We start from the raw sequence: 26,827 nt of genomic DNA, 5'->3' as shown, positions 1-26,827 counted from the left end.
AAAATGGAACAGCAGAAATTAACCGAACTACTTTCAGAAATGACCTTAGATGAAAAAATCGATCAGTTGCTGCAACTGGCAGCGGCTTTTTATTCAGATAAAGCAGAAGAGAAAACCGGCCCAATGGGCGACTTAGGACTGACACAAGAGAACATCAACAATGCGGGAACAACGCTAGGTGTTTCTGGTGCAAAAGAAGCGATCCGCGTCCAAAAAGAGTATATCGAAAATAACCGCTTGAATATCCCAACGATATTGATGGCGGACATCATTCACGGCTTTCGGACGATTTTTCCGATTCCATTAGGATTAGGTAGTTCATGGGATTTGGCAGCAGCGGAGAAAATGGCGGAAGTATCTGCCAAAGAAGCAGCTGTTTCTGGCTTGCATGTGACCTTTTCACCGATGGTGGACTTAGTAAGAGACCCGCGCTGGGGCCGTGTCATGGAATCGACGGGGGAAGATCCTTACTTGAACAGTCGCTTTGCTGAAGCCTTTGTCAAAGGCTATCAAGGGGATGATTTGCGAACGGATTTCAACCGCGTGGCTGCGTGTGTCAAACATTTTGCGGCTTACGGTGCGGCTATCGGCGGTCGCGATTACAACACGGTCAATATGTCAGAACGCCAACTGCGAGAAAGTTATTTACCAGGCTATAAAGCAGCCCTTGATGCCGGTGCCAAGCTGGTGATGACCTCCTTTAATACGGTAGACGGCATTCCAGCAACGGCCAATCGCTGGCTTTTCCGTGATGTTTTGCGAGAAGAATTCGGGTTTGAAGGCGTTGTGATCTCTGACTGGGCTGCAATCAAAGAAGTGATCGCTCATGGCGCAGCGGAGGATGAAAAACATGCCGCTGAACTAGCCATCAAAGCTGGGGTCGATATCGAGATGATGACGACTTGCTACACCGATAACTTGAAAGAGTTGATCGCAGAAGGCACCGTTGAGGAAGCCTTAGTCGATGAAGCGGTGCTAAGAATCTTGACCTTGAAAAATGAACTAGGGCTATTTGAAAATCCATACCGCGGCGCTGATGAAGCCGCTGAAGCAGCCACTGTTTTGTCTCAAGAACACCGAGAAATCGCCAGCGATATCGCAAAGAAATCAATGGTATTGTTGAAAAATGAAGGTGTCTTGCCGTTGCAGAAAACCGAAAAAGTGGCGATCGTGGGTCCAGGTGCTCACTCCCGTGATCTATTAGGGGCTTGGTCTTGGCAAGGGAAACAAGAAGAAGTAGTGACCTTAGTGGCGGGTGCTCAAGCCTTGGGTGCGGATCTGTTGATTGGTCAAGAGCCCTTTGATTATTTTGCACCGTCTGAAGCGGCGATCCAAGAAGCGATCGAATTAGTGAAGGCAGCCGATAAAGTGGTCCTAGCACTAGGAGAGCAGGAATGGATGAGCGGCGAAGCTGCCAGCCGCAGCGACATTCGCTTGCCGCAAGCCCAATTGTCCTTGGTTGAAACCTTGAAAGAATACAACGAGCAATTGATCGTAACCCTTTATAACGGTCGTCCTCTTGATTTGCAAGGGGTTGATGCAGCCAAAGCGATCGTTGAGGCTTGGTTCCCTGGAACCGAAGGCGGAAACGCACTTGCTCAGATCCTGTGGGGAGAATACAATCCAAGCGGCCGCTTGAGTATGTCATTCCCAGAAACCGTTGGACAAGTTCCTGTGTATTACAACGTTGACAATACCGGTCGTCCTTATGAAAGTGCACCGGATGAAAAATATGTCTCAAAATATTTGGATGTCTCCAATTATGCCAAATATCCATTTGGCTTCGGCTTGAGCTATAGCCCAGTTGCGTATTCTGCGGTGACGTTGGATCAACCGACCATGACCAAAGATCAAACAGTCACGGCATCCATCACGGTTACGAACCAAGGAACAGCAGCGGTCTGGGAAACGGTCCAATGCTACATTCGCGATTTAGTCGGTGAAGTGGTTCGCCCAGTGAAAGAACTGAAAGGCTTTAAGAAAATTTGGCTAGAGGCTGGCGAATCAGCAACCGTTCAATTTGAGATCACGGAAGAACTGCTGCGCTATGTCCACAGCAACCAACAAGCAAGCAGTGATCCAGGGAAATTCCACATCATGATTGGTGGGAACAGCCGAGACACCCAACAAACAACCCTGCAATTAGTTAGGTAAGATAGGAAGGTTTCTATGACGAAAAAAATAGTGATGAATAACGCAAATACGACCGTGACATTTTTACCAAACGGTGATTTATATGAGATCCAAAGTCACGGTGTGATGATCAATCAGTTGAACGGAAATGCGCTAGATGGCAGTTTGAATCAAATCTATCTACGTCTGCGTGAGGCGGGGGAGTTGTCCTTTATTCCCTTGATCGGTTCAAATGCTAACAGTGCCTTTGCTTACTCAGACAAACAGCTGACTTGGACTGGAACGTACCAGTCTATCAGTTACCAAGTAGATTTCCAATTGGCACAAGATTGCTGGTTCTGGCGAGTTCAATTGAGTGGTTCTGGGGAAGCGGAATTGGTTTACGGACAAGATCTTGGTAACGCAGCCAAAGGTGCTGTTCAATCCAATGAAGCCTACGTTTCGCAATATATCGACCATCATGTTAGCCATGATAAGGATCAAATCGTGCTATCTTCTCGCCAAAATCAACCACAAAATGGTCAATTTCCATTGGTGGAACAGGGCAGCTTCCAAGCCTTAAAAGGCTTCTCGACGGATGGCTATCAATTTTTCGGTCGCAGCTACAAAGAAACGAATCAACCAACTGCACTCAGCCAAGAGACATTAGCCAATGAAGTGTATCAATACGAATTTGCCTATACGGCACTGCAAACGCAATGGTTGACAATAAGTGAGACACCTACGGAAATCGTTTTTTACGCAGCGGTCAAAGCCAATCAAGCGACGGCAGTCAATGAACCGCAGTTTGCACTTGAAACGTTGAAAGAAACGTATCAAGCCTTGTCCTTCGACTCGTTGCAAGCAACGGCGCAGCCACGAAAAAACTTTGATCAACCGCTCACAGGGCTGACATTTACCACAGAAGAAATCAACGAGCGATTTCCTCAGCAAGAAGCAGTGGAAATCGTTGACGAACAGCTGTATTCCTTTTTTACCCCTGACTATCACCATGTCGTGTTGAAGGAAAAGGAAGGACAGATGGAACGCTCCCATGGACATATTTTGATGAGCGGACAAGATCTGATCGTCGATCAACCCATTTTGAGCACGACCGTTTACATGACGGGGATGTTTAACTCCCAAATCGTATTAGGCAATACGAACATGAACAAATTGTTGAGCAATAGCCGCAACTCATTGAATCTTTTCAAACGTTCCGGTCAGCGGATCTATTTGAAAGACGGCGATCAATGGCGGATTTTAACGATGCCATCTGTCTTTGAAATGGGCTTGAATTCGGCGACGTGGTACTACAAAACAGCAGATGATGTCATTCAAGTAACGACTTTCACGAAAGCAAATGGACGCACGATTGCAACGACCATCACTAGTGAACAAGGTCGTGCCTACACCTGGGCCATCACTAATCAATTTGTGATGGGGATCGATGAAGCTGTACCGACTGCTACCATTTCGCAAGATCAACAATTGCTCACCATCAAAGGAACAGCGGATTCACCGATTGCGGAAACTTATCCAGAATTGACGTATTATCTCCATGCGGCTCAACCTTTTGAACTGACCGATGAAACGATTTTCAATGTGGCAGCCGACGATAGCACGACCGTATTGACCTTTGCAGAACAGGCGACGGTTTCCTTCGTGATCCAAGGCACACTGACTGGTGAACCCTTTGTTTCCGAAACATTAGATCGCCAGCAAGAAGACACTGCCTATACGACCTTTGTCGATGATTTGTTGAATCAGTTTGAATTGAAACATTCGCAGGCGGACGTCGCATCCTTCAATCACTTGGCACGTTGGTACACCCATAATATGCTTGTTCATTACTTGTCTCCTCATGGCCTTGAACAGTACGGTGGTGCTGCTTGGGGGACTCGAGACGTTTCCCAAGGACCGACTGAGTATTTCTTAGCACTTAATCGTCCTGAGATGGTGGCATCCATCATCGAGCATTTGTTTGAAAATCAATTTGCAGATGACGGCAACTGGCCACAATGGTTTATGTTTGATCGCTATGAGAAACAAAAAGCTGATGAGAGCCACGGAGATGTGATTGTCTGGCCAATGAAAGTCGTTAGTGACTATCTCGAAAAAACCAAAGATTTTGCGATTTTGGAAAAAGAACTGCCTTATACGGATCGCACAACCTTCTTGAAAACCAGAACCAATGCTTCTTTGTTTGATCATTTGAAAAAAGAAGTGGCGTATATCGAAGCGAACTTTTTGGAAGGAACGTACCTGTCTTGTTATGGTGATGGCGATTGGGATGACACCTTGCAGCCAAATAACAGTAAGTTGAAGAAACAAATGGCCAGCAGCTGGACCGTTGCCTTGACCTATGAAGTATTGAAAAAATTAGCCAACCAGTTGCAGTCAGTTGACCCAGAGTATGCCAAACATTTAACGGAACTGTCTGCGGGAATCAAACATGACTTTGAAAAATACATGTTAGCTGATGGGACTTTGCCAGGATTTGTCTATATGGAAGATAGCGAGCACGTGGAACTGATGGTCCATCCGACTGACAAGAAAACCGGTATCCAATACCGCTTGCTGCCGATGCAGCAAAGCATGATCGGCGAGCTGTTATCTCCCGAACAAGCCGATCATCATGTGGCGATCATCAAGGAGCATTTGCAATTTCCAGATGGGGTGCGCTTGATGAATCGTCCAGCGACTTATGCGGGTGGTGTCAGCACCAACTTCAAGCGGGCAGAACAAGCAGCCAATTTTGGACGAGAAATCGGTTTACAGTACGTTCACGCCCACATCCGCTTTACAGAGGCCATGGCGAAATTAGGTCGAGAAGAAGAGACTTGGCAAGCACTTGGGGTCATCAATCCGATCCAAATCGCTCAACGGGTCGAAAATGCGGAAATCCGTCAAGCAAATGCGTATTTCAGTAGTTCTGATGGCGATTTCAAAACAAGGGTTGAAGCCCAAGAAAATTTTGGTAAACTTAAGGAGGCAACAGTCGGCGTCAAAGGCGGCTGGCGCATCTATTCTAGTGGACCGGGGATCTATATGAATCAGTTGATCAGCAATGTGTTAGGCATTCGGACCTTTGTTGATCACGTTGAACTTGATCCCGTCTTGCCAGCGGAATTAGCAGGATTGACACTGACGTATCGACTCTATGATCGGCCGGTCGAAATCGTCTATCATTCGTCAAGTACGCCGAAAATATTGATCAACGGCGAAGAAATGTCCACTGAGTTTGCGGAAAATCGCTACCGCCAAGGTGCGTTTGTCCTGAAGAAAGCAGCGCTTTGCGCCAAATTAAGCGAAAACCAAACCAATACGATCGATATTTATCGTTAAGAAAGGAGAAGCCATGGTAGGAATCAAAGATATTGCCCAAAAAGCGGGTGTCTCCATATCCACCGTTTCGTATGCATTGAATGGCAGTCCAAAAGTGACCGAGGAAACCCGTGCGCGGATTCAAGCGATCGCAAACGAATTGAACTATGTTCCGAACATGGCTGCTCGCACACTGAAACGCAGACAAACCAACATCATCGGTGTTTATCTCGCCGATTATGCCGGAAGTTTTTATGGGGAATTGCTAGATGGCATCAAGAAAGGGTTGGAACTTTTCGGCTATGAAATGATCGTCTGCAGCGGCAAGAAATCACACTTGTTTATTCCTGAGCGGATGGTGGACGGTGCCATCATTTTGGATTGGACGTTTCCAGCAAAGGAAATCGAGCAATACGCCCAACGAGGACATCAAATCGTCGTGTTAGACCGTGTCTTGTCTCATGAAAATATCCATCAAGTCTTGTTAGACAATAAAGGAGGGGCGGCGCTGGCGATCGATCGCTTGATCGCTGGACAAAGCCAAAAAGTCTTCCTCTTAGCAGGGCCAGAAAAAGGCTACGACAGTCGGGAGCGCTTGGAAGCCAGTACGAAAGAATTGACGCGCTTTGGTATTCCTTATGAAGTCATTCCTGGTGACTTCACGGAACCTTCTGGTTATCGAGCGGCAAAACAGCTCTTAGCAAATGATCCCCAGTTTCCCATTGATATCTTTGCCTTCAATGATGAAATGGCGATCGGTGTCTACAAATATGTCCGCGAGACCGACTATCGCATCGGAAAAGAGATCCGCATCATCGGGTTTGATAACACGGAATTAGGCGCTTTTGTGCAGCCGCGCTTAGCGACGATCTCCTATTCGAAACATCGATGGGGCATGGTGGCAGCTGAGAAAATCGTACAATCGATCCAAGGGGAACCAGTGGCGGACGAGCATATTTATACCACTTTTGTGGATGGTGGATCATTTATTTAATTGATCAATTAAAGGAAAAATAGTTGAAAAAGCCTCGAACAAGGTACGCTGTTTGAGGCTTTTTTTGCGTTATTTCAAACGATAACACTCCTTTTTTTATCTAAATCAGTGATTTATAAAAAAAATAATATTTTTTATTTTGTTATTTTATGTGTGCTGGAATTTTTAAATAACGTTTTTTATTCATTTTTTGATTATAACATTATCATTAACTACGGAGAGAAGACGGGAAGCGTTCTTTTAACTTACTATTTTTGGCTTATATAAAAGACCTTTGGAACATTAGTTTTTGTCAAATATTTTAACTTTCTATTTATTTTTCTCATCTTAATTTAATTTATGGTGTTGATTTATCCCTCGTTTTTTGTATGATTTATGAAAGAGAAAAGCAGTTTTTTGAAAAGAATCGATGATTCATCCTGATAATTTGCGCTTTTTTTCAATCGATGAGTAACAGATAGCTATAAGATGTGGAAGTTACAAAAATCAGAATTATGAAAAATCAATTATAATCATAATTTTGAATGGAAGAAAAAAAGAATTATAATTCTCTTTCGCCAACTCGCTAAACTAAGAGTTGTAACACAGGGCGTGCACTGCGCGATACGTTTATTTTTTTAAGATAGGAGGGATAAAGTGAAACGGTTTTTAACAACTTTACTTGTTTTTCTACTAACATCAGGTCCGTGTTTTTCATATGCAATGGTAGTGGCACAAGCCGAAAGTGTTACAAAAACAAGTGAAGAACAAAGTATGTCTTCTTCTGACCCTGTCGTTTCATCGATCGACAGTCTGGAAGAGACGAACGAAACTGAAGTGCAAGCATCTAGCGAACCTGCTTCGACAGATTCGTCTACAGGAGCCACTGACACAGCTTCAGCTGAAACAGAAGCTTCATCGGAAGCTGCAGAAGAAGTACAGGTGACCTTTCTGACAGACACGGAGCATGTATTTGCTAACGGGGAAACCCGCACTCAGATCAGCAAAAACAAAGGGGAAGCACTAAAAGAAAGTGATTTACCAGTTTTTGAAGATGATACTGCTTTTGAAGGTTGGTCGTTAGATGGTACGGTCTATACAAGTCAAGCGCTGACCGAATTGATTCTCACGGAGAATCAAACCTTGACCGCTGTTTTTAAACCGACTGTTAAGGCAAGAGCGGCGGACATCTCGTTGGCAGAACAATCGATCAAAGAGATCATTGCAGAAGCCGATAAAACGAAAGTGATCGCTGTACCAAGTCCAGCTGGAGATGATTCAGCATATGCAGAATACACCAATAGTGCTGAAGGGATTCGTCAAGCGTTGTTCGATATGTATCAAAACGGCAATGGCCAAGAATTTGCTTTGTATGTTGGTTCGGGTGGATCGTTGTCACTGCCAACGAATCTGACTTCAAAGACGATTCCAGCCACAATTGATAATACCAACATGACTTTCTATGCACTACAAGGAAAAGTCAGCCGCTTGATCATCACAGGTCATGGCGATGATCCCATCACAGATGCGACAACGTTGACTTCTGGTAGTCGAACAGTTGCACTTGGCACGGACATCTACTTCGGTTCTGATGTAGTGATTCGAAACCTCAACTATACGGGGACGAGAATGTACATGAATGGGCATAGTCTTTCCTTGAACGGTGGTTCCACCGGCAATGGCCTAGCTATTTATGGAGGAAGCAACAATGGCGACCTTACTGGAAATCCGACGATCACTGTAAATGCGACAGGCTCTGGAACTTGGAACATCTATGGTGGGAATCAAAGCGGTGGTACATTGACTGGGAATACAGCGATTGTCGTAAATAATACGGTGGGCGGCATCAGTACGATTGCAGGAGGTGCCAATATTGGTACGATTGATGGGAACACGAATGTTGCAATCAATCGCTTGAATGGGACATTAGGCAGTTATTATGGCGGTGGTCTTGGAACAAATGCTTCCAATACAGCCAATGTGACAGGAAATGTTGAAACGACGATCCAGACGACCAATACAAGCTTTCGCTTAAGTGCTTTTACTGGTGGCGTTCAATATGGAAATATCGGTGGTACAATCCGCAGTACGATCTCTGGTGCAGGCGGTTGGTCAGGCACAGCCAATCGTTTCATAGGCGGTTCATTTTATGGCAACATCGGCTCTGATCGTTCTAAGGATGCCATCGTGACTAACCTAGATGCTAGCAGTTATTCCACTGGACGTAGTGAATTTGAAGGTGGCAATCGGAATACTGGTACCATCACAGGGAACATCGTCAACACCGTGAAAGCAGGACCGAGTGCCAGCGTCGGGGGGATTGGTGATTTTAACGGCGGCGGGGGAAACAACGTTAGTACCTTGACTCAAAGTTCAATGGGGGCTTCGAATACGACGACGTATGACAATTATACCCCGGAACAACGAGCAGCACTGGCAGAAGCAGCGGCAAGTTTTAAAGTTTATGGCGATATCACTTCTCATCTAGTCAGTGGTTCCTTTTCAAATGGTGCGATTTATTCGACGGCAGCTGGTCGAGGCGGCTATGTTGAAGGAAATACGACGATTGAAGTTGGCACGATCACTTCGGATGGTAGTCCTGGGGGAGATGGGATTGCTTACACAGGAACCAGACCAACGAATCTAGATTACTCAACAACCAACAAAACAAGAGGAAACGCCTCTGGTTGGGACATCGTTGGTGGCGGTGGTTATCCTGGTACGGCTTGGGATATCTATATTAAAGGAAATACCAAAACGATCTTAAATAACACGGTTGCTCGCTGGACCTACGGTGGCTCCTTCTCAGGTGTCATTGAGGGGAATTCTTCCAATACTTTGAATTCGGGGATCGTCGATACGCTAGAAGGAACAGGGTATACTGGACGCCGCGTTTACGGAGATGGACGAACGACAGTAAATAATGGGCAAGTAGACTGGTTTTTATCTGGTGGCGGCTGGGATGACTTATTAGTGACCGGCAATGTCGCAGTAACGGTTTATGATGGGGTGATCAATGCTTCACTCGGTGCCTCTTATGGTGTCGCTTCTTCCCACACTATTAACGGAAACTCAGATAATCGAGTGTTTGGCGGGAACTTCTCAGGCACCCCGCGTACAGGGTCTAATGGTTTTTCAGGCGGTGTTACGAACAATGGACGGTTATTAGGAAATGCTAGTTTGACATTGGATTTGAGAGATTACGATGGTGAGTTTGCCCTTCCTTCAGGAACGAATATCTCAGGAGGTAATCCGTTTAACAGTACGAATATCGTTGGGACCGACAGCTCCAATACGATTACATTGAACATATACACAAAGCCGGGCTCAGATGCACTGAATGGTGCAACGATCTATGGCGATGGTGGACGGACTGCTAGCAATACAAGAAGCGGCAAAATTTATATGAATATCCAGGCAGAAGGATCAAGTATCGGGAATTTATACACCACGTACTATTCCAATATTTCTTCCAGCCAAATTTTAAGAGATGTCGAAATGCGGGTTCAAGGAGCCAAAAGTATCAATGGGATTTCAGGCGGAAATGCGTCAGACAACTTTACGAACACGATCGTAGCCAACAGCAGCAATCAAGTGAAGATGAGCTTTGGTGAAAATGTCGATGGGACAGCTTCTTATCAAACTGATCCAATCGCTGTGACGGGTCTGGGAATCGTCAACTTTACCGAATTGAATGTGACAAACGGCATCAAGCTAATGGCCAATGGGGGAGACATCAAAAATGGCCGTTCAGCCACTGCTGCGAATCACGCAACGACCTATCATCAGTTCGGTGACATCCATCTTTCCAAGGATGCCGGTATCGGTATTTCTTCTGCAACGAATTTGATTTCAGGCGCGAAGTTAACGGTGGAAGACAAAGGGACGATTGAGTCACCGCCGGGAACGGGGCGAATCAATCTTTCAGATTTCGCAACACCAGATACGGACAAAGATCATTTAACGTGGCTGAAAACGACGACCAATGATGCAGGTTCTCGAGTCAACAGTCAAGGGACGTGGTTTGGAGCGGTTAGTGCCTATCAAGTACTGACTATAAATCCAACTGCTGCTAATGCTGCAGCGATCACGCCAATCAACTTCAGCGGGATCGAAAAAGCGACTGGGAAAACCTTCATCGGGGACAACGATGTGACCAATGCAGCCAACGGGTACGGTATTGCGATACCAGGTTCGATCATTAACTACGAAGTCGAAACACCGGGAGTCGCTAACGGGATTGGCGCCATTAGTCACAATGTAACGGCAGTCAAAGAGAACAATACGCCGCTGACCTTGCAAGCATGGGGAACTGAGCAGGCGGGGACACAGGTGCAAAAAGGGCGTTTATTGATTCCCTACACGGTAACGGAATTGCCAACATTGACGTTTACACCAGAAACCCAAACGTCCGGTTCATGGGTCTATGCGGGGCAAATCAAATCCAGCAAGCTGGATAGCACGGATCAGCAGTTGACGGAACAACCAGATTCAGAGCCAGTTGACTGGACGAGTCCTGATGGGGAGTATAGTTACGATATTAGTGTCCGCTACTCAAATAAGGCGGAAGTCCAAGCCCGCAATGTGATCCTTACAGAGCAAGAGGCACAATCGCTGACCAAAGAACAAGCCGTGACTTATCTCGAAGCCAGCGGGCGTCCTTTCTTTAAGGATACGCTGACAGATGAGGTCTTAGCTGCGATTCAAGAACCGTTAGAAACAGCGGTCTACCGCAAACAAGCGATCACTTTTTCAGTAGGGGAAAACGATCAGAATCAGGAAGAAACTACCGTGAATCTGGTGGTGGTCAAAAATGAAAGTGTCATTTCTGACGATCGGCAATTTGCCGTCTATGCAAAAGATGTCCGGTTGACCTTACCGGAAGCAATGGCGCTGACCGATGAAGCAGCACTGGCAGACTATACCCAAGCAACGACGATCTTTGCGGATAATCGGGCAAATATACCACCGACTGTCGATCCGCAAGCTTTTGCCGCGATCCAGCAAGCAACGGAAGATGAGCTGTTGAAAAATGTATCAACGGCTTACCATTATGAAGCAGGCAGTCAACGGGCAGAAAAAGTCGTCAATGTCGCAGTTGCCGGCGAGCTTATTTTAAGCAGTGTGCCAACAGACTTTGATTTTGGGCAGCAGAAAGTTGCCACAGAAACACAAGATTATTGGCCAACGATCACAGGTGAGCTAGCGGTGAAAGATACGAGAGGGTCCGAACGGAGTCCATGGCGCTTGACGGTCAAAGAGCAACAGCCATTAACGGATGGGACAGATCAATTAACCGATGTCTTCCGCTTTGTGACAAACGGTCAAGAACAGATGATAACCAGTGGGGAAATGATCATCGAGGAAACGGAATTGACAGAAAATGGCACATACGTCGTGAATCAGCACTGGGGCGAAAGTCAGAATGAAGGAATCAAGCTTACCGTTCCAGTCGAACAGCAAAAAGTTGGGGACTATCAAGGAACCTTGAGCTGGCAACTGGTTTCGGCACCTGGCAACCCATAAAGGCAGGAAAACAAATGAAAAAAATCATGATCGGTATTATTGCTGGCTGTCTATTAATATTTCCTCAGCTCGTTTCAGCAGCCGAAGCAGGTGCTTATGACAGCAATGGCATTACTTCCTTTTTCGGCGTCTATGAAGAACCAGTTGAGGAGCCAGAAGAGCCCGTAAAAGAACAGCTAGGGAATAAACAAGTTAATCAAAAAGGCAACAATATTCTGCCGGCAACAGGATCAGATCACTTCAATAGCTATCAAAGCAGTGGTCTTGTCGTTTTGTTGGCAGCAGGAATCATTTTAATCAAAAGGAGAACAAAAAATGAAAAAACTTTTCTTGACGGCAGGCATTCTATTGATGAGCACTGCTCTGTTACCAACAACCGTTAATGCCGCTGAATACACTTCAAATGGAGCAATCACTTTTGAAGCGGACCCGAATCCAACCAATCCAGTTGATCCGACCGATCCAGAAAAACCAGTGGATCCCGTCGATCCAACCGATCCAGATGGACCAAATCCTGGAACAGCTGGACCATTATCGATTGATTTTGCTTCAAGTTTTCAATTTGGCAACCAACTGATTACTTCTGAAACAAAAGATTATTACGCACAGCTGCAAGAGTTCACAGCTGGCGCTGCTGGACCAAATTATGTGCAAGTAACAGATAAACGAGGAACGCAAGAAGGTTGGTCATTGAGTGTTGTGCAAAACGGACAATTCAAAACGGCTGATGACGAAGAGCTAGTCGGCGCTTCATTATCGATCGCCTCAGGTGCAGCAACTTCAGTCACCGATATGCAGTATGCACCAACAGTTACTGCAAGTCATACCTTTGTACCCGATAGTGAAATCACCTTGGTCAATGCACCTGTCGGAAAAGGAATGGGAACTTGGATTTACAAGTTTGGGAACGATGCAACGGAAGGGTCAACGGCAGTAAAATTAAACGTACCAGGCAGTTCCGTAAAATTAGCCAAAGAGTATCGGACGACATTGACTTGGAATTTAAAGAATGTCCCTGAAAGCAATTAAAATCACTGATTTTCAGTAAAAAAGATAAAGGAGTGTCAAATAGAAATGAAAAAAACCGCATGGGTCTTTTTAAGTCTTGCCGTATTGGCAGCAGCGAGTGCAGCAACCGAGGTTTCAGCAGCCGAAGCGGCTTCTTACACATCAAATGGGGCGGTTGATTTTATTCCAAATACCGATCCGACGAACCCAGTCAATCCAGAAAACCCAGATCCAGAAAACCCGGTCAATCCTGTTGATCCAACCGATCCCGATGGACCAAATCCTGGAACAAATGGCCCGTTATCGATCGATTATGCCTCTAGCTTAGATTTTGGTGTCAATAAAATCTCCAATAAAAACGAAATTTATTATGCACGAGCACAAGGGTACTTGAATGACGATGGCACAGCTTCTGCATTAAAAACTGCCAATTATGTCCAAGTAACTGATAATCGCGGTAGTAATGCCGGTTGGCGGTTGTCTGTGAAGCAAAATGGACAATTTAAAAATGAATCGACGTTGAATCAAGAATTGACTGGTTCTGTCATCACTCTAACAAGCCCTGCCGTTAAATCAAATGCGATTGGCGTCACTGCTCCAGTGGCAGAAGCGACAATCACGTTGGATGCAGCAGGTGCTGAATCATTGGTGATGACCGCAGCAAATCAAACAGGTGCTGGGACATGGGTCAATGCTTGGGGAAGTGTTGAGTCGATCACTGAAATAGACAAAGATGATCAAGAAGTACAAGCCGATATTACCAAAGCAGTCGCACTTTCTGTACCAGGCAGCACCCCAAAAGATGCCGTTAGCTACACAACCACATTGACTTGGGTATTATCAGATACACCAGGAACGGAAGGATAAGGAGTATAGACATGAAAAAAACATTAGCATTTCTCTCAGTATTAGGCTTAAGCCTAGCAGCACCAGTGCTGGCACAAGCAGCGGACAGTGCAGATTACAACTCAAATGGACAAATCACCTTTGAACCAAATACAGATCCAACCAATCCAATCAGCCCAACAGATCCAGATCCAGAAAATCCGATCAAACCAGTGGATCCAACGGACCCAGATGGACCAAATCCAGGAACGAACGGACCGCTATCGATTGATTTTGCTTCAAGCCTTTACTTTGGCACACAAAAAATCACCTCAAAAACAGAGATCTACCATGCGGAAACTCAAAAATATGTGGATTCAGTTGGTGATAATCAAGAAGGACCGAATTTTGTCCAAGTGACAGACAATCGGGGAACAGAGAGCGGTTGGACATTGAATGTTCGCCAAAATGGTCAGTTCAAAACAGCGGAAGATCAAGAATTGACTGCTGCGCAAATTCGTTTGACGAAGGGAACTGTAGTAACTCCTTCATTGTCACCAAAACCATCAAATGTGAGCGCAACGATCACATTGAATCCAAACGGTGCCCAATCCTTAGTGATGAGTGCCCAAGATGGCGAAGGGGCAGGGACCTATTTAATGAGCTGGGGCGATAGTTTAGCTGCAGCCATGGATAGCATTGAGTTGGAAGTTCCAGGCTCAACGACGAAATATGCCAGCCAATACAACACCACGTTTACTTGGTTACTAACAGACACACCAACCAACCCATAAGTACCAGCTTTCTCCTTGAACCCTTTCGAGGTTCAAGGAGAATACATAGAAAGAAGGGACATCCATCATGAAAAAAATCAAACAGCTTTTGGCGCTCCTATTCGCAAGTATTTTCTTTTTTGTACCAACCATAGGAACCGCTTCTGAATTTAACTTTGCCGTCAATCCAGTGATTCCAGAGAATCAAATCGATAAAGAAAAGACTTATTTTGACTTGAAAATGGAGCCGGGAGCGGTTCAAACTGTAGAAGTCCAATTGCGCAATGACACCGATCAAGAGGTCGTCATCGCGCCAGTGATCGCTTCAGCTACCACGAATCTAAACGGGGTCGTGGAATATGGCGAAAACGACATTGAAGCGGACGAAACCTTGCCTTATGATATGGCTGATTTGATTGAAGTGGAGGAAGAGATCACGATCCCGAAACAATCCCAAATCACCTTGCCCTTAAAGATCACCATGCCTTCAGAACCGTTTGAAGGGGTTATTGCCGGTGGTTTGACCTTGAAAGAAACGACAGAGGAAACCGATACTGCTGACAGTGAAGAAGACCAAGGGTTAGCCATCAAGAATGAGTATGCCTATGTCGTTGCGATTTTACTCCGTCAAAATACAACAGAAGTCACGCCGGATCTAAAACTGCTGGATGTTGGACCGGGACAAGTCAACGCCCGCAATACCATCAATGTTACGTTGCAAAATCCTGAAGCAGCTTACTTAAATTCCTTGCGGTTGATCAATGAAGTGAGGAAGAAAGGTGATAGTGACGTCTTGTATGCTTCAGATACCTCACGAATGCAAATGGCACCTAATTCAAACTTCTCGTACCCAATCTCCTTGGAAGGACAACGTTTAGAAGCAGGGACCTATGTGTTGACTTCCGTGGCCTACGGTGGGAAAAGCGATGAAGGACAATACAAAGTGGAGAATGAAGAAGGCGAGGAAGAAAGCTATCTCTATAAATGGAGCTTCGAAAAAGAATTCACAGTGACGGGAGATGTCGCTCGTGATCTTAATAAGAAAGATGTGACGATCGAAACAGATTACACGTGGCTTTACTTCTTGATCGGCGGTCTGTTGCTGCTGCTCGCCTTACTGCTGCTTTTATGGTACCGACGAAAGAAAAAAAATGAAACGGATGAAGCGTGAGCACCTTGAGAAATACTTGATCGATGGCTTGATCATCGCAGGTATCCTCTTGTTGGCACTTCCTTTTTTAAAAGAAAGCATCGTCAGTTGGCAATTACGCACAAGCGAATTGACGATAGCGACCCAGCTGCCGACAACGATTCCAGAAGAAGAAACGATTCAAATGCCGGCTCTAGGGGATGTATTGGCTCCGCAGTCGGCAACGATCACCGGGTACGGCTTTGTTGCAATTGAAGCGATCGAGTTCCAGCAGCCGCTATTGGTGGGGATAACCAATCAGCAGCTGCTGAAAGGCGGTGTCGTGATGTTTCCGGAACGTTTGTTAAAAAATAACAATTTTGTCGTTTTAGGGCATCATCTCGGTAGACAAAGTTTGTTATTTGGTCAATTGCTAGAAGCACAGGTGGGGATGGAAGTGTCCGTAACCTACCTCGAGGAACGCCAGCAGTATATTATTATCGATAAAAAAGTCGTAGATGAATCCGACTTGTCGGTTCTAACAGATGACCAGACACCAAAGTTGACATTGATTACTTGTCCCACACCTACTCGAACAGAAGAACGCTACGTGCTGACAGCGATTCCTGTTGAGCAAGCAACTGCCGGACAGTCGCAAAACACAGCGACCATGGGCAGTACGTCACAAGACGCGAGAGTGATGGCTAAAAAACAAGAAATGCTATGGAGACAACAATCTAAAAAAAATTGGTTTCTTTTATTTGTTATTTTATTTATAATTAGTGGATGTCTGCTTGGCGTTCACAAACTGTTGAAACGTTCAGCGCCGTAGAAAGAGCATCAAAAAGAAGCTCTGTTGATAAGGAGGGTGAAGAAATGAAACGCAGATTTGGTTTTGTCATTGGTGCCTGCATGATTATTGGAATGATCGATCTTGTCACAGAACAAGTTGTTTTTGCGACTATCTATAATCCGCTAGACCCCTCAGAAGAAATCGTCCCAAAGGATCCGCCAGAAGAAATTACGGAGAAAGCAGATGAACCGCCTGCAGAAAAGGAAGAATCCAAAGAATCACCGGCTCCTGAACCGGAACCTGTTCCGAAAAAAGAACAGGAACAATCCGCATTTCCAGAAAGCAGTTTTTTGGAAAAACAGAAGCACTTAGCACAACGAGTCATGTTGGAAGATGTTTTTGCGTCGGATCGTTTGGCTGTCGATTTAGCACTGCCGGGAAATAATACGGATGGTGACGGGGATGACAAACCTTCGTATCTTGCCAGCTTATGCTATTTATTTTCAGGAAACGTTCTTTATGGCCAAAAAAATAACGGAGGCTTGAAAACGCATGTTTGTGACATTTTTGAATAAGGCGGACAAACGAAAATTGATGATGCTACAATATTTGGAAAACGCAGTCGCTCTTTCTGAAACGAAGGAAACATTGATGGACCAATTGACCATGTCGGAATTTCTGATCAACAAAACCGTTCAAGAATTGAATCTTGATTTTTATGAACTAGGATTGAATGAGGAATTTGAGATCGTGACCGATGGGACGGTCATTAAATTGAATGCCTCCGGGCTGGCAACTTCTGACACACTACTGACCTATTATCTAGATCAAGCGTTAAAATTTTCTATGTTGAAAGAATGCTTTTTTGAGCAATTGTCTTCTTTATACGAATTTGCTACCAATCACTATCTAAGTCATAATCCCGTCTATAAAGAATTTAAACAATTCAAACTGATCTTGAAAGAATACGACATTGAAGTGACGAAAGAGTTTCAGCTGGTTGGTGAAGAAAGTGAGATTCGGGAGTTTATTTTTCTCTTTTTTATGAAGGAATATTATTTGAACCATTCCCCTTTCCCAAAAGGTATCTTGGACAAAGAAAAGACGTTTGATCGATTCAATGAAAGTACTTGGCTGAATCCAGAACAGTCTGCCCGCATGCGGATTCGCAAGAAACATTATCTAGGCATTGTTTTGGCGCGGATGTCTAAAGGACATTACATGCAAAACAATGTGGAAAATGATTTAGTCTTACCCAAACATTTAGTGATTATTGAAGAATTGAAGCGCTGGTTACAAGAGATCTTGACGATCACCGATCAAGAAGTGCTAGAACGTGAAGCACGAGATATTTTGCGCTTTTTGATCGTTGAGGGCTGGCTGATCGACAACAATAGCTACATCGATCAAGAACAAACCTATATCCAACAATTAAACGAGCAATTTATTCAAGCCGTCCAACAGCAGTTTTCCTTAACCGCGGACACGTTGGCACTTCTTCATGCTGAAACGACAACGATCCATTATCAGCTCTTGTCGTTTTCCTTTAGTTCTCGCTATGAATACCAATATATGGATGTGACGTATTTTCTTGAAACCTATCCAGAATATGCTGCCTTTTGCCGTAACTATCTGGAAGAAAGCCGCAACCGGCCGATCTTATGGAACAATAAAGAGTTTTTGTTTTTCAGGTATCTGATTCTGTTGATTTCCACGATTCCGCTAAAAGAGATTTTGGTTCCCTTGTATGTCTGCGTGGACTTTTCATTTGGCGATTCCTACAATCAAATGATCCAAAAGAATATCGAAAAAATCCTCGATTTAAATGTCCAATTCCAAAGTTACCCAGATGATCATACGCATCTGATTCTTTCAAACTTACCCTTTTATGGTGCATTGGGGATCGACCATATCTTATGGCTGGCACCACCTAGACCCATCGACTGGGCCAATTTCACTGAAAAAGTCAGTGTGATTCGAAGAGAACAGTTTCAAACCAAAATGGCACAATGAGCAACCTGCCGTTTAACTATCGAAAGCAACGTCTGCCTCAAATGGAGGCAGGCGTTTTTTGTAGAAACCTGTCCTATTTAAAAAGCGCCTAGAATCTATTGCTCTGATGAAGGTTTCGGGGAAGGTCTGTGAAAAAGGACCATTTGATAGGATTTTTTTTTGCAGGAAAATTTGGTATGATAGAAAGAGAAGAAAAAGAGGTGCCCTATGATGGATGGGAAACAAACGAAGGCTGTGATTGGCCAGACATTGATCACCCTTTGTGAGACCAAAGAAGTGAATAAAATCAGCGTACAGGAGATCGCCGAAAAGGCGCAAGTCAATCGGCAGACGTTTTACTACCATTTTCCGGATAAAAAAGCTTTGATCCAATGGATCTATCGGCAAGATGCCCTGATTTTTTTGACGACAGAAGATGTCTCCCTTGATAACTGGGAAGAAGCCGCCTTGCGCATGCTGAAAGCAATGAAACAAGCGCCGGCCTTTTACCGCAAATCACTGGCTTATGACCGCGAAATCTTAATGAACGGATTTCTACAGATCACAGAACCGCTTTTTCAGCGCTTGTTCTTGGAGGTCGATCAAGAGCAGCAATTGACGAAACAAGACATTCTATTTTATAGCCGGTTCTTTTCCTACGGCTGCGGAGGCATTTTGGAAAACTGGATTCATAACGACTTTCCAGAGACCCCATTAGAAATTGCAACGCAATTGTTTCGTTTGGCGAAGGATGTGGAATTTTTTGGCCACCAAATCTATGAAAAAGAGGAGCAGTGAGCGATGACGAAAGTTTTATTTGTTTGTTTAGGTAATATTTGCCGTTCCCCCATGGCAGAAGCTATTTATAAAGCAGAAATAGCAAAACGCAATTTGGATTGGCAGATCGATTCGGCAGCGACCAGCTCATGGGAAGTCGGACATTCTGCTCATCCCGGAACCAAAAAAAGATTGCGTCAAGCAGACTTATCCAGCGAGGGACTCATTTCACGGCAGATCACGGAAGCAGACTTTGCCAAATTTGACTGGATCATCGGCATGGATCAAAGCAATGTTGAAACACTTCAAGCGCTGGCACCTGCCGATACCACCGCAAAGATTCGTTCGTATTTGAGTGTTGTTCCTGGCAAAGAAACCGCGGAAGTACCAGATCCTTATTATACAGGAGATTTCGAAGAGACCTATCAACTGCTACAAGAAGGAATTCCTTTTTGGCTAGAGGTTATTTCTTCTGAAAAATAAGGCGTGTTCGCTTGTATTTTACCAAAAATTTGCTAAAATAGAACCATGGAAATGCGAACGTATGTGTGGTTTTTATAAACTGCTGCAACGCGCAGAAAGGAATGTCCAATGGAAAAGAAACCATCGCCCATCAAACAATTGGGCAAACTCATTGTGATGACATCCACAACGTTGCTGGATACCTTTTTCAGTGATGATGCTGACAAGAAGAATCAGTCTGAAAAAGTCAAAGAAATCCAGCGAACGCTGCAAGAGGCAGCCGCTGCCAAGCACCTGGTCGTGCTGCAAGTAAAAACAGAGAAATTGGGTGGTTTTGAAACCGTTACCGGCTGGATCGTCGGCAAAACGGTAGCAAAAGAACAAGTTGTCTTGAAATTACAAAGCGACCGTCAGCAGCTGCGGATTATTCCCCTGCATCATGTGCTGAAAGTTAGCACCTTGAATACAAAACCTGGCTTGTAGACAAGCCTGTGCATAGCAAAAAAACCGCTGCGTCATTAGACACAGCGGTTTTTTTATTGCTGGTTAAGCGTGCTTGTTTTTGACTTCTGCGAGTCGCCAAGCGGTCATCACAGCGATCAGTTCGTAAGGGATCGGCTGTGCAAAAGGAAACTGAACCGCCCCTTTACTGGTTTTGTAGGGGTGTAGGTCTTCTTGGAAGGCCGTGATCGCAGAAGGCGTGGGATAAAAGCCAAGATGCTGTTTGGCGCAGGCAAAATGCACGATAGTTTCTCCCTGATGATAGGTAGGCATTTGATAACTGATTTTTTCAACCGCTTCAGGTAAAACGGCTTTGATGGTTTGACGGACCTTTTTTAAAGTCGCTTGTCGTTCTGCTGGAGCTGTTGCAATGTATTGGTCAACTGTCGTAATGGCTTTTGTCATAGGACACCTCCTGGCTTTAGTATACGGCAAACCCCGTAAGAAAAAAAGGAGCCTGTCAGTGGGTAGCTGACAGGCAAGGAGTAAAAATGAAAAGTGTTAGTTAGGGTTGTTTGTTGGGTTATGTATACTATACTGTCCAAATATGAATTTTTTGTGGAGAAAAGATTGGAAAGTGTTTAAGTTTGCTGGCTGCGAAAAGAAGCAAAAAAAGACCCGTCGGTGGGTGGCCGACGGGAAGGAGTTAAAAATGAAAAAGTGTTAGTTAGGGTTGTTTGTTGGTATACATAGAGTATACGAGATAAATATGAATATTTTGTGACAAATCTTTTCGGAAGTTCTTAAGAAACCGTAACGGTTTGATTACAGAGAAAGGTTCTTTTCATCAAAACGGTTTTTCAAGGTACGATACAAATCAATGTATTGCCGATCATCTGCCGCATAATCCCAAATATAACTCATTTTTTCTGGTTTGAGTTTTTTCATCAACTGATTGGAACTAACGATGACATCATAGTTTTCTTGCTGGTTTAGATCATAAGGTTCTGCTGCTACGAAGGTCAAGTCATGTAAGAATTGATTCAATCCTTGAACGACTAAGAAATTGTCTTCTAACGCAACCCCTACCCGTAAACGATTCGAATAACGGATTTGATCATAAAACGGCAGCAGGGCGTGGGTATACATCGTTGCCATCTGCTCTTGGTTTTCATCGTTGATATAGTCCACCGCGGATTCTTCGCGATAACTCGTTAAGAATTCATCGATTTTTTGCTGCAGCTGCTCTTCAGCAGACCCGCGATTGATCGATGGCGTCAGCAAGCGATAGATATTTGGAAACGGCTGACGGAAAACGTAGTTGCCGAAAGTCACATTGATTAAATTACCCACGACCAATGGCTCATCTAACAGGCCAGGTTGTGAAGCAAAGAAGGTTGCTTTCATCTCTGCTAACAAGTCTGCGACTAATGGATAAACTGGGTTTTGTTTGCTTGAAAAGAATTGCAAGGTTTGTTGCAACGCTTCTTCTTCAGGACTCAAATAGAATGGGAAGATTTGCGCCATCAAGTAAATAAACCCTGATTCGCCTTTTAATTGTTTGTCTGTCATTGAAACTTCAGGATCAACGACTTGTGTCAAACGCTCAAAATCGAAATATGGATTATTTTTCATTAGGAAATTGTACCGCTTGTCGTATTTGGCAAAATTTCCTTTTTTGATTCGTAAAAGAATCAAGGCGGCGAAATACTTCAACTCTAATCGGCCAAGATAAGAATGAGTCATTGGGAAGTACTCCGTGAATCGATCCACCATTTTTTCTGTCTCACTCTCAGCGATCGCAAATGGCCATTCTATTCCACGAGTACCTAACCAAATGATATTGAATAGGGAGAGCCGCACAAGACGCTCATCGCCCACCAAGTTTGATTCAGTGTACGTAAAGCGAAGCTGAAATTGCTTCAAATGTTTTTTTAGATGTTCAAATTTGCGAGACACCGTTGAACGACTGACATCGTATTTTGCACAAAAATCCGTGATCGTAGGATGGTCTTCATTCAGCATGTAAAGAACATATAAGAACGGAACGCTTTTATTCAATAAATAGAAGCGGTATTCATCGATCGTTACCGCGATATTCTGAGGCTGTAATTTACCGCCACGACCGAGTATCGACATATGATCCGGAGTTAACTCAGTTAGATCTTGGTCGATCTCAGTCAACTCTATAAAAGCTTGTTGGTAGCTTAACTCCATTTCCTTTGCCAATTGTGCGATTGGGTGGCTAGGGTTTTGCAGAGTCAGCATACGCCGGAATATTTTAAATTTAATTAATGTTTGCGGGTCCATCATAAGTTCTTCATAAAACATAGGTATCCTCCTTTGTGGCTCTATTGTATCTTTTTTTTACGAAACTGTCAGTCTTTTTAATCAAAAAAATAGCCTACCCTTTAAAAAAAGGTAGGTTATTTTCATCTTTTTAACTAATTTAGGCTGAAACAGGGTCTTTTTTGAACCACGACCATAGCAAACCGATCAAAAATCCGATCGCAGCCGGTACGACCCACCCCATCCCGATTTGGAAGAAGGGCAGATATTCTGACGCAAAAGACAAGATTCCTTGCACGAAAGCGTTGTTGGTAATCAGTGCAGGACTTGCATTTAAACCGTCGATGATTGCAGCGATCAATGTGAAGTATGTCGTCATTCGATAGACACTGGCACGATGATGAAACAAGGGACTGATGATCGCCAACAAAATCAACGTGATCGCCAGTGGATAGATAAACATCAAGACTGGAATAGAAAACTCGATGATATTGGTCAAGCCGACATTGGCGAAGATCGCTGGCAAGATACTTGTCAAAGCGATAAAGAACCCGTAGCTTTGCTTGGGAAACAATCCAGCAAAGGTTTCGGAAAAAGCCGTGATCAAACCAATGGCAGTTTTTAAACAAGCGGAGATAACGATCAAAGCCAACAGCAGACTGCCGACAGTGCCAAGGTAATGGTTGGCGATTTGTGCTAAAGCGATCCCCCCGTTTTCGCTGATAGGAAATTGCCCTAGACTTTTGGTTCCCATATAAGAAAGTAAGGTATAGATGATCCCCATCAACACGATGCTGACAGAACCAGAAAGGATCGTGTCTTTTGCGACCGTCGTAGGTTTTTCAACCCCCATATTGCGAATCGTCGAGACGATGATGATCCCGAAGGCTAAAGATGCCAGCGCATCAAGGGTATTGTAACCGTTGGTGAAACCAGTAAAGAAAGCATCGCTTTGATAGCTAGGATAGATCGGCGCATCGCTGATGGTTCCTAGAGGTTGCCAAAAAGCAAAAAACAGCAAAACGCCTAGTAAGACCAGAAATAATGGATTCAAAAATTTCCCTACATAATCTAAGATTTTGCTTGGTTTACGAGAAAACCACCAGGCAGCGCCAAAGAAGAGGGCAGAAAACAACGCCAATAACCAAGTTTGCATGTCAGATGAAACATGGGGAGCGATCCCGATCTCATAAGAAGTGGTAGCCAAACGGGGCAAAGCAAAGAACGGCCCGATCACTAAATAAAGCAAAATCGTAAAAATAAGTGCGTAGCGTCGATTGATTCGAGAAGCTAATTCAAAAACACCGCTGCTCTGGGAAACCCCAATGGCGATCACCCCTAAAAACGGTAAGCCGATCCCTGTTACTAAAAAGCCAAGATTGGCCAAGCCGACATTCGCACCGGCTTCTTGTCCCATGTGGACTGGGAAAATCAGATTTCCCGCACCAAAGAAAAGACCAAAAAGCATTGATCCAACATACATATAATCCTTAAACTGTAACTTTTTTTCCATAAATGAAAGCTCCTATAATTCCTTAGTTTTAAAAAAAATAACAAAGTTTCTAACAAATAGCAATGGTTTTTTGTGATTTTTTGATAAATTCTGACAATTGTCGTTTAGAGAATAAAAAAACACTTAGCATTAAATTCTTCCAAGCGTACTGAAAAAGGACGAAAAAGCTCGGAAGAAGATCGCTAAGTGTTTCAAGACAGAAAATTAATTCAACACACGGGAAAGGAATTCTTTGGTGCGCTGTTCTTTTGGATGAATAAAGATATCTTCAGGTGTCCCTTGTTCGGCAATGACACCTTGATCCATAAAGATGACCCGATCAGATACTTCTTTGGCAAAGCCCATTTCGTGGGTAACGATCACCATCGTCAAGCCAGTATGAGCTAACGTATTCATGGTCTTCAACACTTCACCGACCATTTCTGGATCCAGTGCAGAAGTCGGCTCATCAAACAACATGACATCTGGATTCATCGATAAGGCACGGGCAATGGCTACCCGTTGTTTTTGTCCGCCTGAAAGCTGGGAAGGCTTGGCGTTGGCATATTGAGCCATACCGACTTGCTCCAGATTTTCTTTGGCAGTCGCTTCTGCTTCTTTGCGATCACGTTTCAAAACAGTGACTTGTCCCGTCACGCAGTTTTCTAATACATTCATATTGTTGAATAGGTTAAAGGATTGGAAAACCATTCCTAGATGCGTACGGTATTTCGGCAAGTCATAGCCTTTTTCCAGCACATTTTCACCTAAGTAGATGATTTGCCCACTGGTTGGTTTTTCTAACAAGTTGATGCAGCGAAGAAGTGTGGATTTTCCTGAACCAGAAGAACCGATGATCGTGACAACTTCTCCTTTATTAACAGACAAACTGATGTCTTTTAAGACTTCGTTGTCGCCAAAACTCTTTTTTAAATGGTCAATTTCAATGATTGCTGACATGTTCTTCCTCCTTATTCGTTCGGGTTGATGTCTTCTAATTTGACATACGCACTGGGACCATCCATTTTGCGTTCAACAAAGCGCAAGATCTGGGTGGCACTGATGGTCAAGACTAAGTAGATCACACCGATGATCGCAAATGTTTGGAAGTATTGGAAGTTCGTTCCAGCGGCTGATGTACCTTGGAAGAAGAGGTCCGCAACACTGATGACACTTAAGACAGCAGTATCTTTGATATTGATAATGATCTCATTTCCGGTAGCTGGTAAAATATTGCGCATTACTTGCGGCAACACGACTTTGATCATGGTTTGCCAATGGGTCATTCCGATGGCTTGAGCTGCTTCAAATTGACCGTCATCTACAGCAAAAATCCCTCCACGAACGATTTCAGACATGTAGGCACCCGTATTGATAGAAACGATCAGCACAGCTGCCAGCGTGCGATTCATGGAAACACCAAAGGCTAGAGCCGTTCCGTAGAAAATAACCATTGCCTGAACCATCATTGGGGTACCGCGGAAAACTTCGATATAGATGGTCAGCAGGCCGTTGACGATTCGTTGGAAGAAACGTCCTACTGGATTTTCTGAAAGCGGCAATGTTCGGAAGATACCGACTAAAAGACCGATGATCAATCCGATGATCGTTGAAAGGATCGCGATGAATAAGGTCAAGCCAGCGCCTCGTAAAAAGAGCATGCCGTAATCATCAATGATTTTTTTGAAATCAGCGATCAGACCTTGATCCGCCGTTTCTCCGCTGGCATCTGCAGGCTGATCTAAGACTGCTTGATCCATCAGGGAAACCCGTTCTTCTTCAGAGATTCCTGCAAGGATCTCATTGACTTTTTCAACATCGGGATCGCCTTTGCGCATCCCGACTGCTACTTGGACGTCTTCTGGATTGGTTTCAAAACCGGCTCCTTCATCGAACTCGACCATCTTCAAATCAGGATTTGCCCCGACGGCAGTGACGCCTTCTGGTCGTTCGCTGACGTAGCCGTCAATGATGCCCGAAGCTAAAGCAACGCGCATGGAGGAGAAGTCCCGCATGGCTTGCTCTTTTTGAACCTCAGGGATTTGATCAATGACCGTATAATGGAAGGTATTCAGCTGAGCAGTGATTTTTGCCCCCGAAAGATCGGCGAGGCTTTTGGCATCGGCGAATGCTCCATCTTTCCGTACTACGACCACCAAGTCTGATTCATAGTAAGGATCGGTAAAATCAATTTGCTCACGGCGTTCGGCCGTTGGTGACATACCAGCGATGACGGCATCGATAGTCCCCGCCTGTAAAGCTGGTGGCAGACCGTCCCATTGGGTTTTAACGATCACTAATTCCTTGCCTAAACCTTCAGCGATTCGTTTGGCGATCTGGACATCGTAACCGCCGGCAAACGCCGAGCCTTCTTCCCCAGAAATCGGCACGGCACCATTGGCGTCCGTCGTTTGCGTCCAGTTGAAGGGGGCATAGCCTGCCTCCATACCGACACGGAATTGTTCCGCAGGCGTTTGGTCATCCGCTTGCACGGTTAGGGGCAGCTGAATGAGGGTTAGACAGAGGGCGAAGACCGCCCAGATCCAATTATTTTTTTTCATTTTATCTCTTTCCTTTCACGAGTTGGACAAGCAGGTAAGGATGAAAAAGCAAAAAAACAGCCGTACTCCATGATTGGAAAACGGCTGTTGACAGGTCATCGTCGACAAACCTTTCACAAAACATAGCGCAACTTAGACAAGCTAAGACAGTCCGCAAATTGTTCATTTGCGGCCCAACAAAATCGATGCAAGCAAAACCGATCTTGTTTCGGCGATGTTCCCTAGCTCTGCTGTAAACGTGTTGCTTCACTCAGCAGGATTAATGAACCTCGCGACCTCTACCTAAATGTTAAAGGGTACTCGTATTTAATTTGATTCTTCTCAGAGTTTAGAAGAAAAGCACCCAA

The 26,827-nt window shown here is 44.5% G+C and carries 20 protein-coding genes and 1 riboswitch; of the genes, 15 read left to right on the top strand and 5 right to left on the bottom strand.

The genetic code is table 11. From position 1 onward, the window contains the following. Positions 1 to 3: 3 nt before the first annotated feature. From P0G38_RS15505 to P0G38_RS15435, 15 genes are all read left to right on the top strand, one after another. Positions 4 to 2,154, top strand: a complete 2,151-nt coding sequence (locus P0G38_RS15505) for a glycoside hydrolase family 3 N-terminal domain-containing protein (RefSeq protein WP_275852958.1) — start codon at positions 4 to 6, stop codon at positions 2,152 to 2,154. A gap of 15 nt (positions 2,155 to 2,169) precedes the next feature. After that, positions 2,170 to 5,460, top strand: a complete 3,291-nt coding sequence (locus P0G38_RS15500; protein ID WP_275852955.1) for a GH36-type glycosyl hydrolase domain-containing protein — start codon at positions 2,170 to 2,172, stop codon at positions 5,458 to 5,460. Positions 5,461 to 5,473: 13 nt separating this feature from the next. Beyond that, the gene (locus P0G38_RS15495; protein ID WP_005227180.1) at positions 5,474 to 6,433 is read left to right on the top strand and encodes a LacI family DNA-binding transcriptional regulator; all 960 of its coding nucleotides are present in this window, start codon (positions 5,474 to 5,476) and stop codon (positions 6,431 to 6,433) included. A gap of 636 nt (positions 6,434 to 7,069) precedes the next feature. Beyond that, complete coding sequence (locus P0G38_RS15490) at positions 7,070 to 11,938, top strand: WxL domain-containing protein (RefSeq protein ID WP_258185701.1); 4,869 nt, start codon at positions 7,070 to 7,072, stop codon at positions 11,936 to 11,938. Positions 11,939 to 11,952: 14 nt separating this feature from the next. Next, positions 11,953 to 12,321 carry an LPXTG cell wall anchor domain-containing protein gene (locus tag P0G38_RS15485; protein WP_275852950.1) on the top strand — a complete coding sequence of 123 codons (369 nt, stop codon included), beginning with the start codon at positions 11,953 to 11,955 and terminating at the stop codon, positions 12,319 to 12,321. Further along, positions 12,254 to 12,967 (top strand): WxL domain-containing protein, encoded by a 714-nt coding sequence (locus P0G38_RS15480; RefSeq protein WP_016609549.1) that lies wholly within the window; start codon positions 12,254 to 12,256, stop codon positions 12,965 to 12,967. Before P0G38_RS15485 ends, P0G38_RS15480 begins: the two co-directional genes overlap by 68 nt. Before the next feature lie 45 nt (positions 12,968 to 13,012). Further along, positions 13,013 to 13,813 carry a WxL domain-containing protein gene (locus P0G38_RS15475; RefSeq protein ID WP_139959850.1) on the top strand — a complete coding sequence of 267 codons (801 nt, stop codon included), beginning with the start codon at positions 13,013 to 13,015 and terminating at the stop codon, positions 13,811 to 13,813. A gap of 11 nt (positions 13,814 to 13,824) precedes the next feature. Beyond that, a complete protein-coding gene (locus P0G38_RS15470; RefSeq protein WP_016619635.1) occupies positions 13,825 to 14,565 on the top strand; it encodes a WxL domain-containing protein in 741 nt (246 codons plus the stop codon). A gap of 67 nt (positions 14,566 to 14,632) precedes the next feature. Beyond that, positions 14,633 to 15,715 carry a WxLIP family cell surface protein gene (locus tag P0G38_RS15465; protein ID WP_061053665.1) on the top strand — a complete coding sequence of 361 codons (1,083 nt, stop codon included), beginning with the start codon at positions 14,633 to 14,635 and terminating at the stop codon, positions 15,713 to 15,715. After that, the gene (locus tag P0G38_RS15460) at positions 15,705 to 16,505 is read left to right on the top strand and encodes a class A sortase (protein ID WP_275855272.1); all 801 of its coding nucleotides are present in this window, start codon (positions 15,705 to 15,707) and stop codon (positions 16,503 to 16,505) included. The genes P0G38_RS15465 and P0G38_RS15460 overlap by 11 nt, the downstream gene beginning before the upstream one ends. 44 nt (positions 16,506 to 16,549) lie before the next feature. After that, a complete protein-coding gene (locus P0G38_RS15455) occupies positions 16,550 to 17,041 on the top strand; it encodes an energy transducer TonB (protein ID WP_008376250.1) in 492 nt (163 codons plus the stop codon). Beyond that, a complete protein-coding gene (locus P0G38_RS15450) occupies positions 17,019 to 18,479 on the top strand; it encodes a helix-turn-helix domain-containing protein (RefSeq protein ID WP_275852937.1) in 1,461 nt (486 codons plus the stop codon). The genes P0G38_RS15455 and P0G38_RS15450 overlap by 23 nt, the downstream gene beginning before the upstream one ends. Before the next feature lie 207 nt (positions 18,480 to 18,686). Continuing rightward, a complete protein-coding gene (locus P0G38_RS15445; protein WP_005227190.1) occupies positions 18,687 to 19,256 on the top strand; it encodes a TetR/AcrR family transcriptional regulator in 570 nt (189 codons plus the stop codon). Positions 19,257 to 19,259: 3 nt separating this feature from the next. Further along, the gene (locus tag P0G38_RS15440; protein WP_015508845.1) at positions 19,260 to 19,718 is read left to right on the top strand and encodes a low molecular weight protein-tyrosine-phosphatase; all 459 of its coding nucleotides are present in this window, start codon (positions 19,260 to 19,262) and stop codon (positions 19,716 to 19,718) included. Between the two features lie 108 nt (positions 19,719 to 19,826). After that, entirely contained in the window at positions 19,827 to 20,180 is a 354-nt protein-coding gene (locus P0G38_RS15435) for a hypothetical protein (RefSeq protein WP_005227192.1), read from the top strand. Between the two features lie 63 nt (positions 20,181 to 20,243). Here the strand turns inward: P0G38_RS15435 and P0G38_RS15430 are convergent, their stop codons facing one another. From P0G38_RS15430 to P0G38_RS15410, 5 genes are all read right to left on the bottom strand, one after another. Next, on the bottom strand, positions 20,244 to 20,603 hold the full coding sequence (locus P0G38_RS15430) for an iron chaperone (RefSeq protein WP_275852930.1): 360 nt from the start codon (positions 20,601 to 20,603) through the stop codon (positions 20,244 to 20,246). 360 nt (positions 20,604 to 20,963) lie between these two features. After that, entirely contained in the window at positions 20,964 to 22,469 is a 1,506-nt protein-coding gene (locus tag P0G38_RS15425) for a helix-turn-helix domain-containing protein (protein ID WP_005227194.1), read from the bottom strand. Positions 22,470 to 22,587: 118 nt separating this feature from the next. Then, complete coding sequence (brnQ, locus tag P0G38_RS15420; RefSeq protein WP_086338985.1) at positions 22,588 to 23,940, bottom strand: branched-chain amino acid transport system II carrier protein; 1,353 nt, start codon at positions 23,938 to 23,940, stop codon at positions 22,588 to 22,590. A gap of 204 nt (positions 23,941 to 24,144) precedes the next feature. Next, positions 24,145 to 24,879: an amino acid ABC transporter ATP-binding protein gene (locus P0G38_RS15415; RefSeq protein ID WP_005227196.1), complete on the bottom strand. Its 735-nt coding sequence runs from the start codon at positions 24,877 to 24,879 to the stop codon at positions 24,145 to 24,147. An 11-nt stretch (positions 24,880 to 24,890) separates the two neighbouring features. Continuing rightward, positions 24,891 to 26,480 (bottom strand): ABC transporter permease subunit, encoded by a 1,590-nt coding sequence (locus tag P0G38_RS15410; protein WP_016609561.1) that lies wholly within the window; start codon positions 26,478 to 26,480, stop codon positions 24,891 to 24,893. A 115-nt stretch (positions 26,481 to 26,595) separates the two neighbouring features. Continuing rightward, a riboswitch (Lysine riboswitch) is annotated at positions 26,596 to 26,769 on the bottom strand. Between the last annotated feature and the right edge of the window lie 58 nt (positions 26,770 to 26,827).

This window comes from Enterococcus casseliflavus, assembly GCF_029215545.1.
In the GTDB taxonomy this organism is placed as follows: Bacteria; Bacillota; Bacilli; order Lactobacillales; family Enterococcaceae; genus Enterococcus_D; species Enterococcus_D casseliflavus.
The sequence above is the reverse complement of the archived record's forward strand: the minus strand, read 5'-3'. Positions and strand labels throughout refer to the sequence as shown.

Coding starts and splice junctions, on each gene's coding strand:
- P0G38_RS15505 (WP_275852958.1), top strand. CDS start 4: ATGGAACAGCAGAAATTAACCGAACTACTTTCAGAAATGACCTTAGAT.
- P0G38_RS15500 (WP_275852955.1), top strand. CDS start 2,170: ATGACGAAAAAAATAGTGATGAATAACGCAAATACGACCGTGACATTT.
- P0G38_RS15495 (WP_005227180.1), top strand. CDS start 5,474: ATGGTAGGAATCAAAGATATTGCCCAAAAAGCGGGTGTCTCCATATCC.
- P0G38_RS15485 (WP_275852950.1), top strand. CDS start 11,953: ATGAAAAAAATCATGATCGGTATTATTGCTGGCTGTCTATTAATATTT.
- P0G38_RS15480 (WP_016609549.1), top strand. CDS start 12,254: ATGAAAAAACTTTTCTTGACGGCAGGCATTCTATTGATGAGCACTGCT.
- P0G38_RS15475 (WP_139959850.1), top strand. CDS start 13,013: ATGAAAAAAACCGCATGGGTCTTTTTAAGTCTTGCCGTATTGGCAGCA.
- P0G38_RS15470 (WP_016619635.1), top strand. CDS start 13,825: ATGAAAAAAACATTAGCATTTCTCTCAGTATTAGGCTTAAGCCTAGCA.
- P0G38_RS15465 (WP_061053665.1), top strand. CDS start 14,633: ATGAAAAAAATCAAACAGCTTTTGGCGCTCCTATTCGCAAGTATTTTC.
- P0G38_RS15460 (WP_275855272.1), top strand. CDS start 15,705: ATGAAGCGTGAGCACCTTGAGAAATACTTGATCGATGGCTTGATCATC.
- P0G38_RS15455 (WP_008376250.1), top strand. CDS start 16,550: ATGAAACGCAGATTTGGTTTTGTCATTGGTGCCTGCATGATTATTGGA.
- P0G38_RS15450 (WP_275852937.1), top strand. CDS start 17,019: ATGTTTGTGACATTTTTGAATAAGGCGGACAAACGAAAATTGATGATG.
- P0G38_RS15445 (WP_005227190.1), top strand. CDS start 18,687: ATGATGGATGGGAAACAAACGAAGGCTGTGATTGGCCAGACATTGATC.
- P0G38_RS15440 (WP_015508845.1), top strand. CDS start 19,260: ATGACGAAAGTTTTATTTGTTTGTTTAGGTAATATTTGCCGTTCCCCC.
- P0G38_RS15435 (WP_005227192.1), top strand. CDS start 19,827: ATGGAAAAGAAACCATCGCCCATCAAACAATTGGGCAAACTCATTGTG.
- P0G38_RS15430 (WP_275852930.1), bottom strand. CDS start 20,603: ATGACAAAAGCCATTACGACAGTTGACCAATACATTGCAACAGCTCCA.
- P0G38_RS15425 (WP_005227194.1), bottom strand. CDS start 22,469: ATGTTTTATGAAGAACTTATGATGGACCCGCAAACATTAATTAAATTT.
- brnQ (WP_086338985.1), bottom strand. CDS start 23,940: ATGGAAAAAAAGTTACAGTTTAAGGATTATATGTATGTTGGATCAATG.
- P0G38_RS15415 (WP_005227196.1), bottom strand. CDS start 24,879: ATGTCAGCAATCATTGAAATTGACCATTTAAAAAAGAGTTTTGGCGAC.
- P0G38_RS15410 (WP_016609561.1), bottom strand. CDS start 26,480: ATGAAAAAAAATAATTGGATCTGGGCGGTCTTCGCCCTCTGTCTAACC.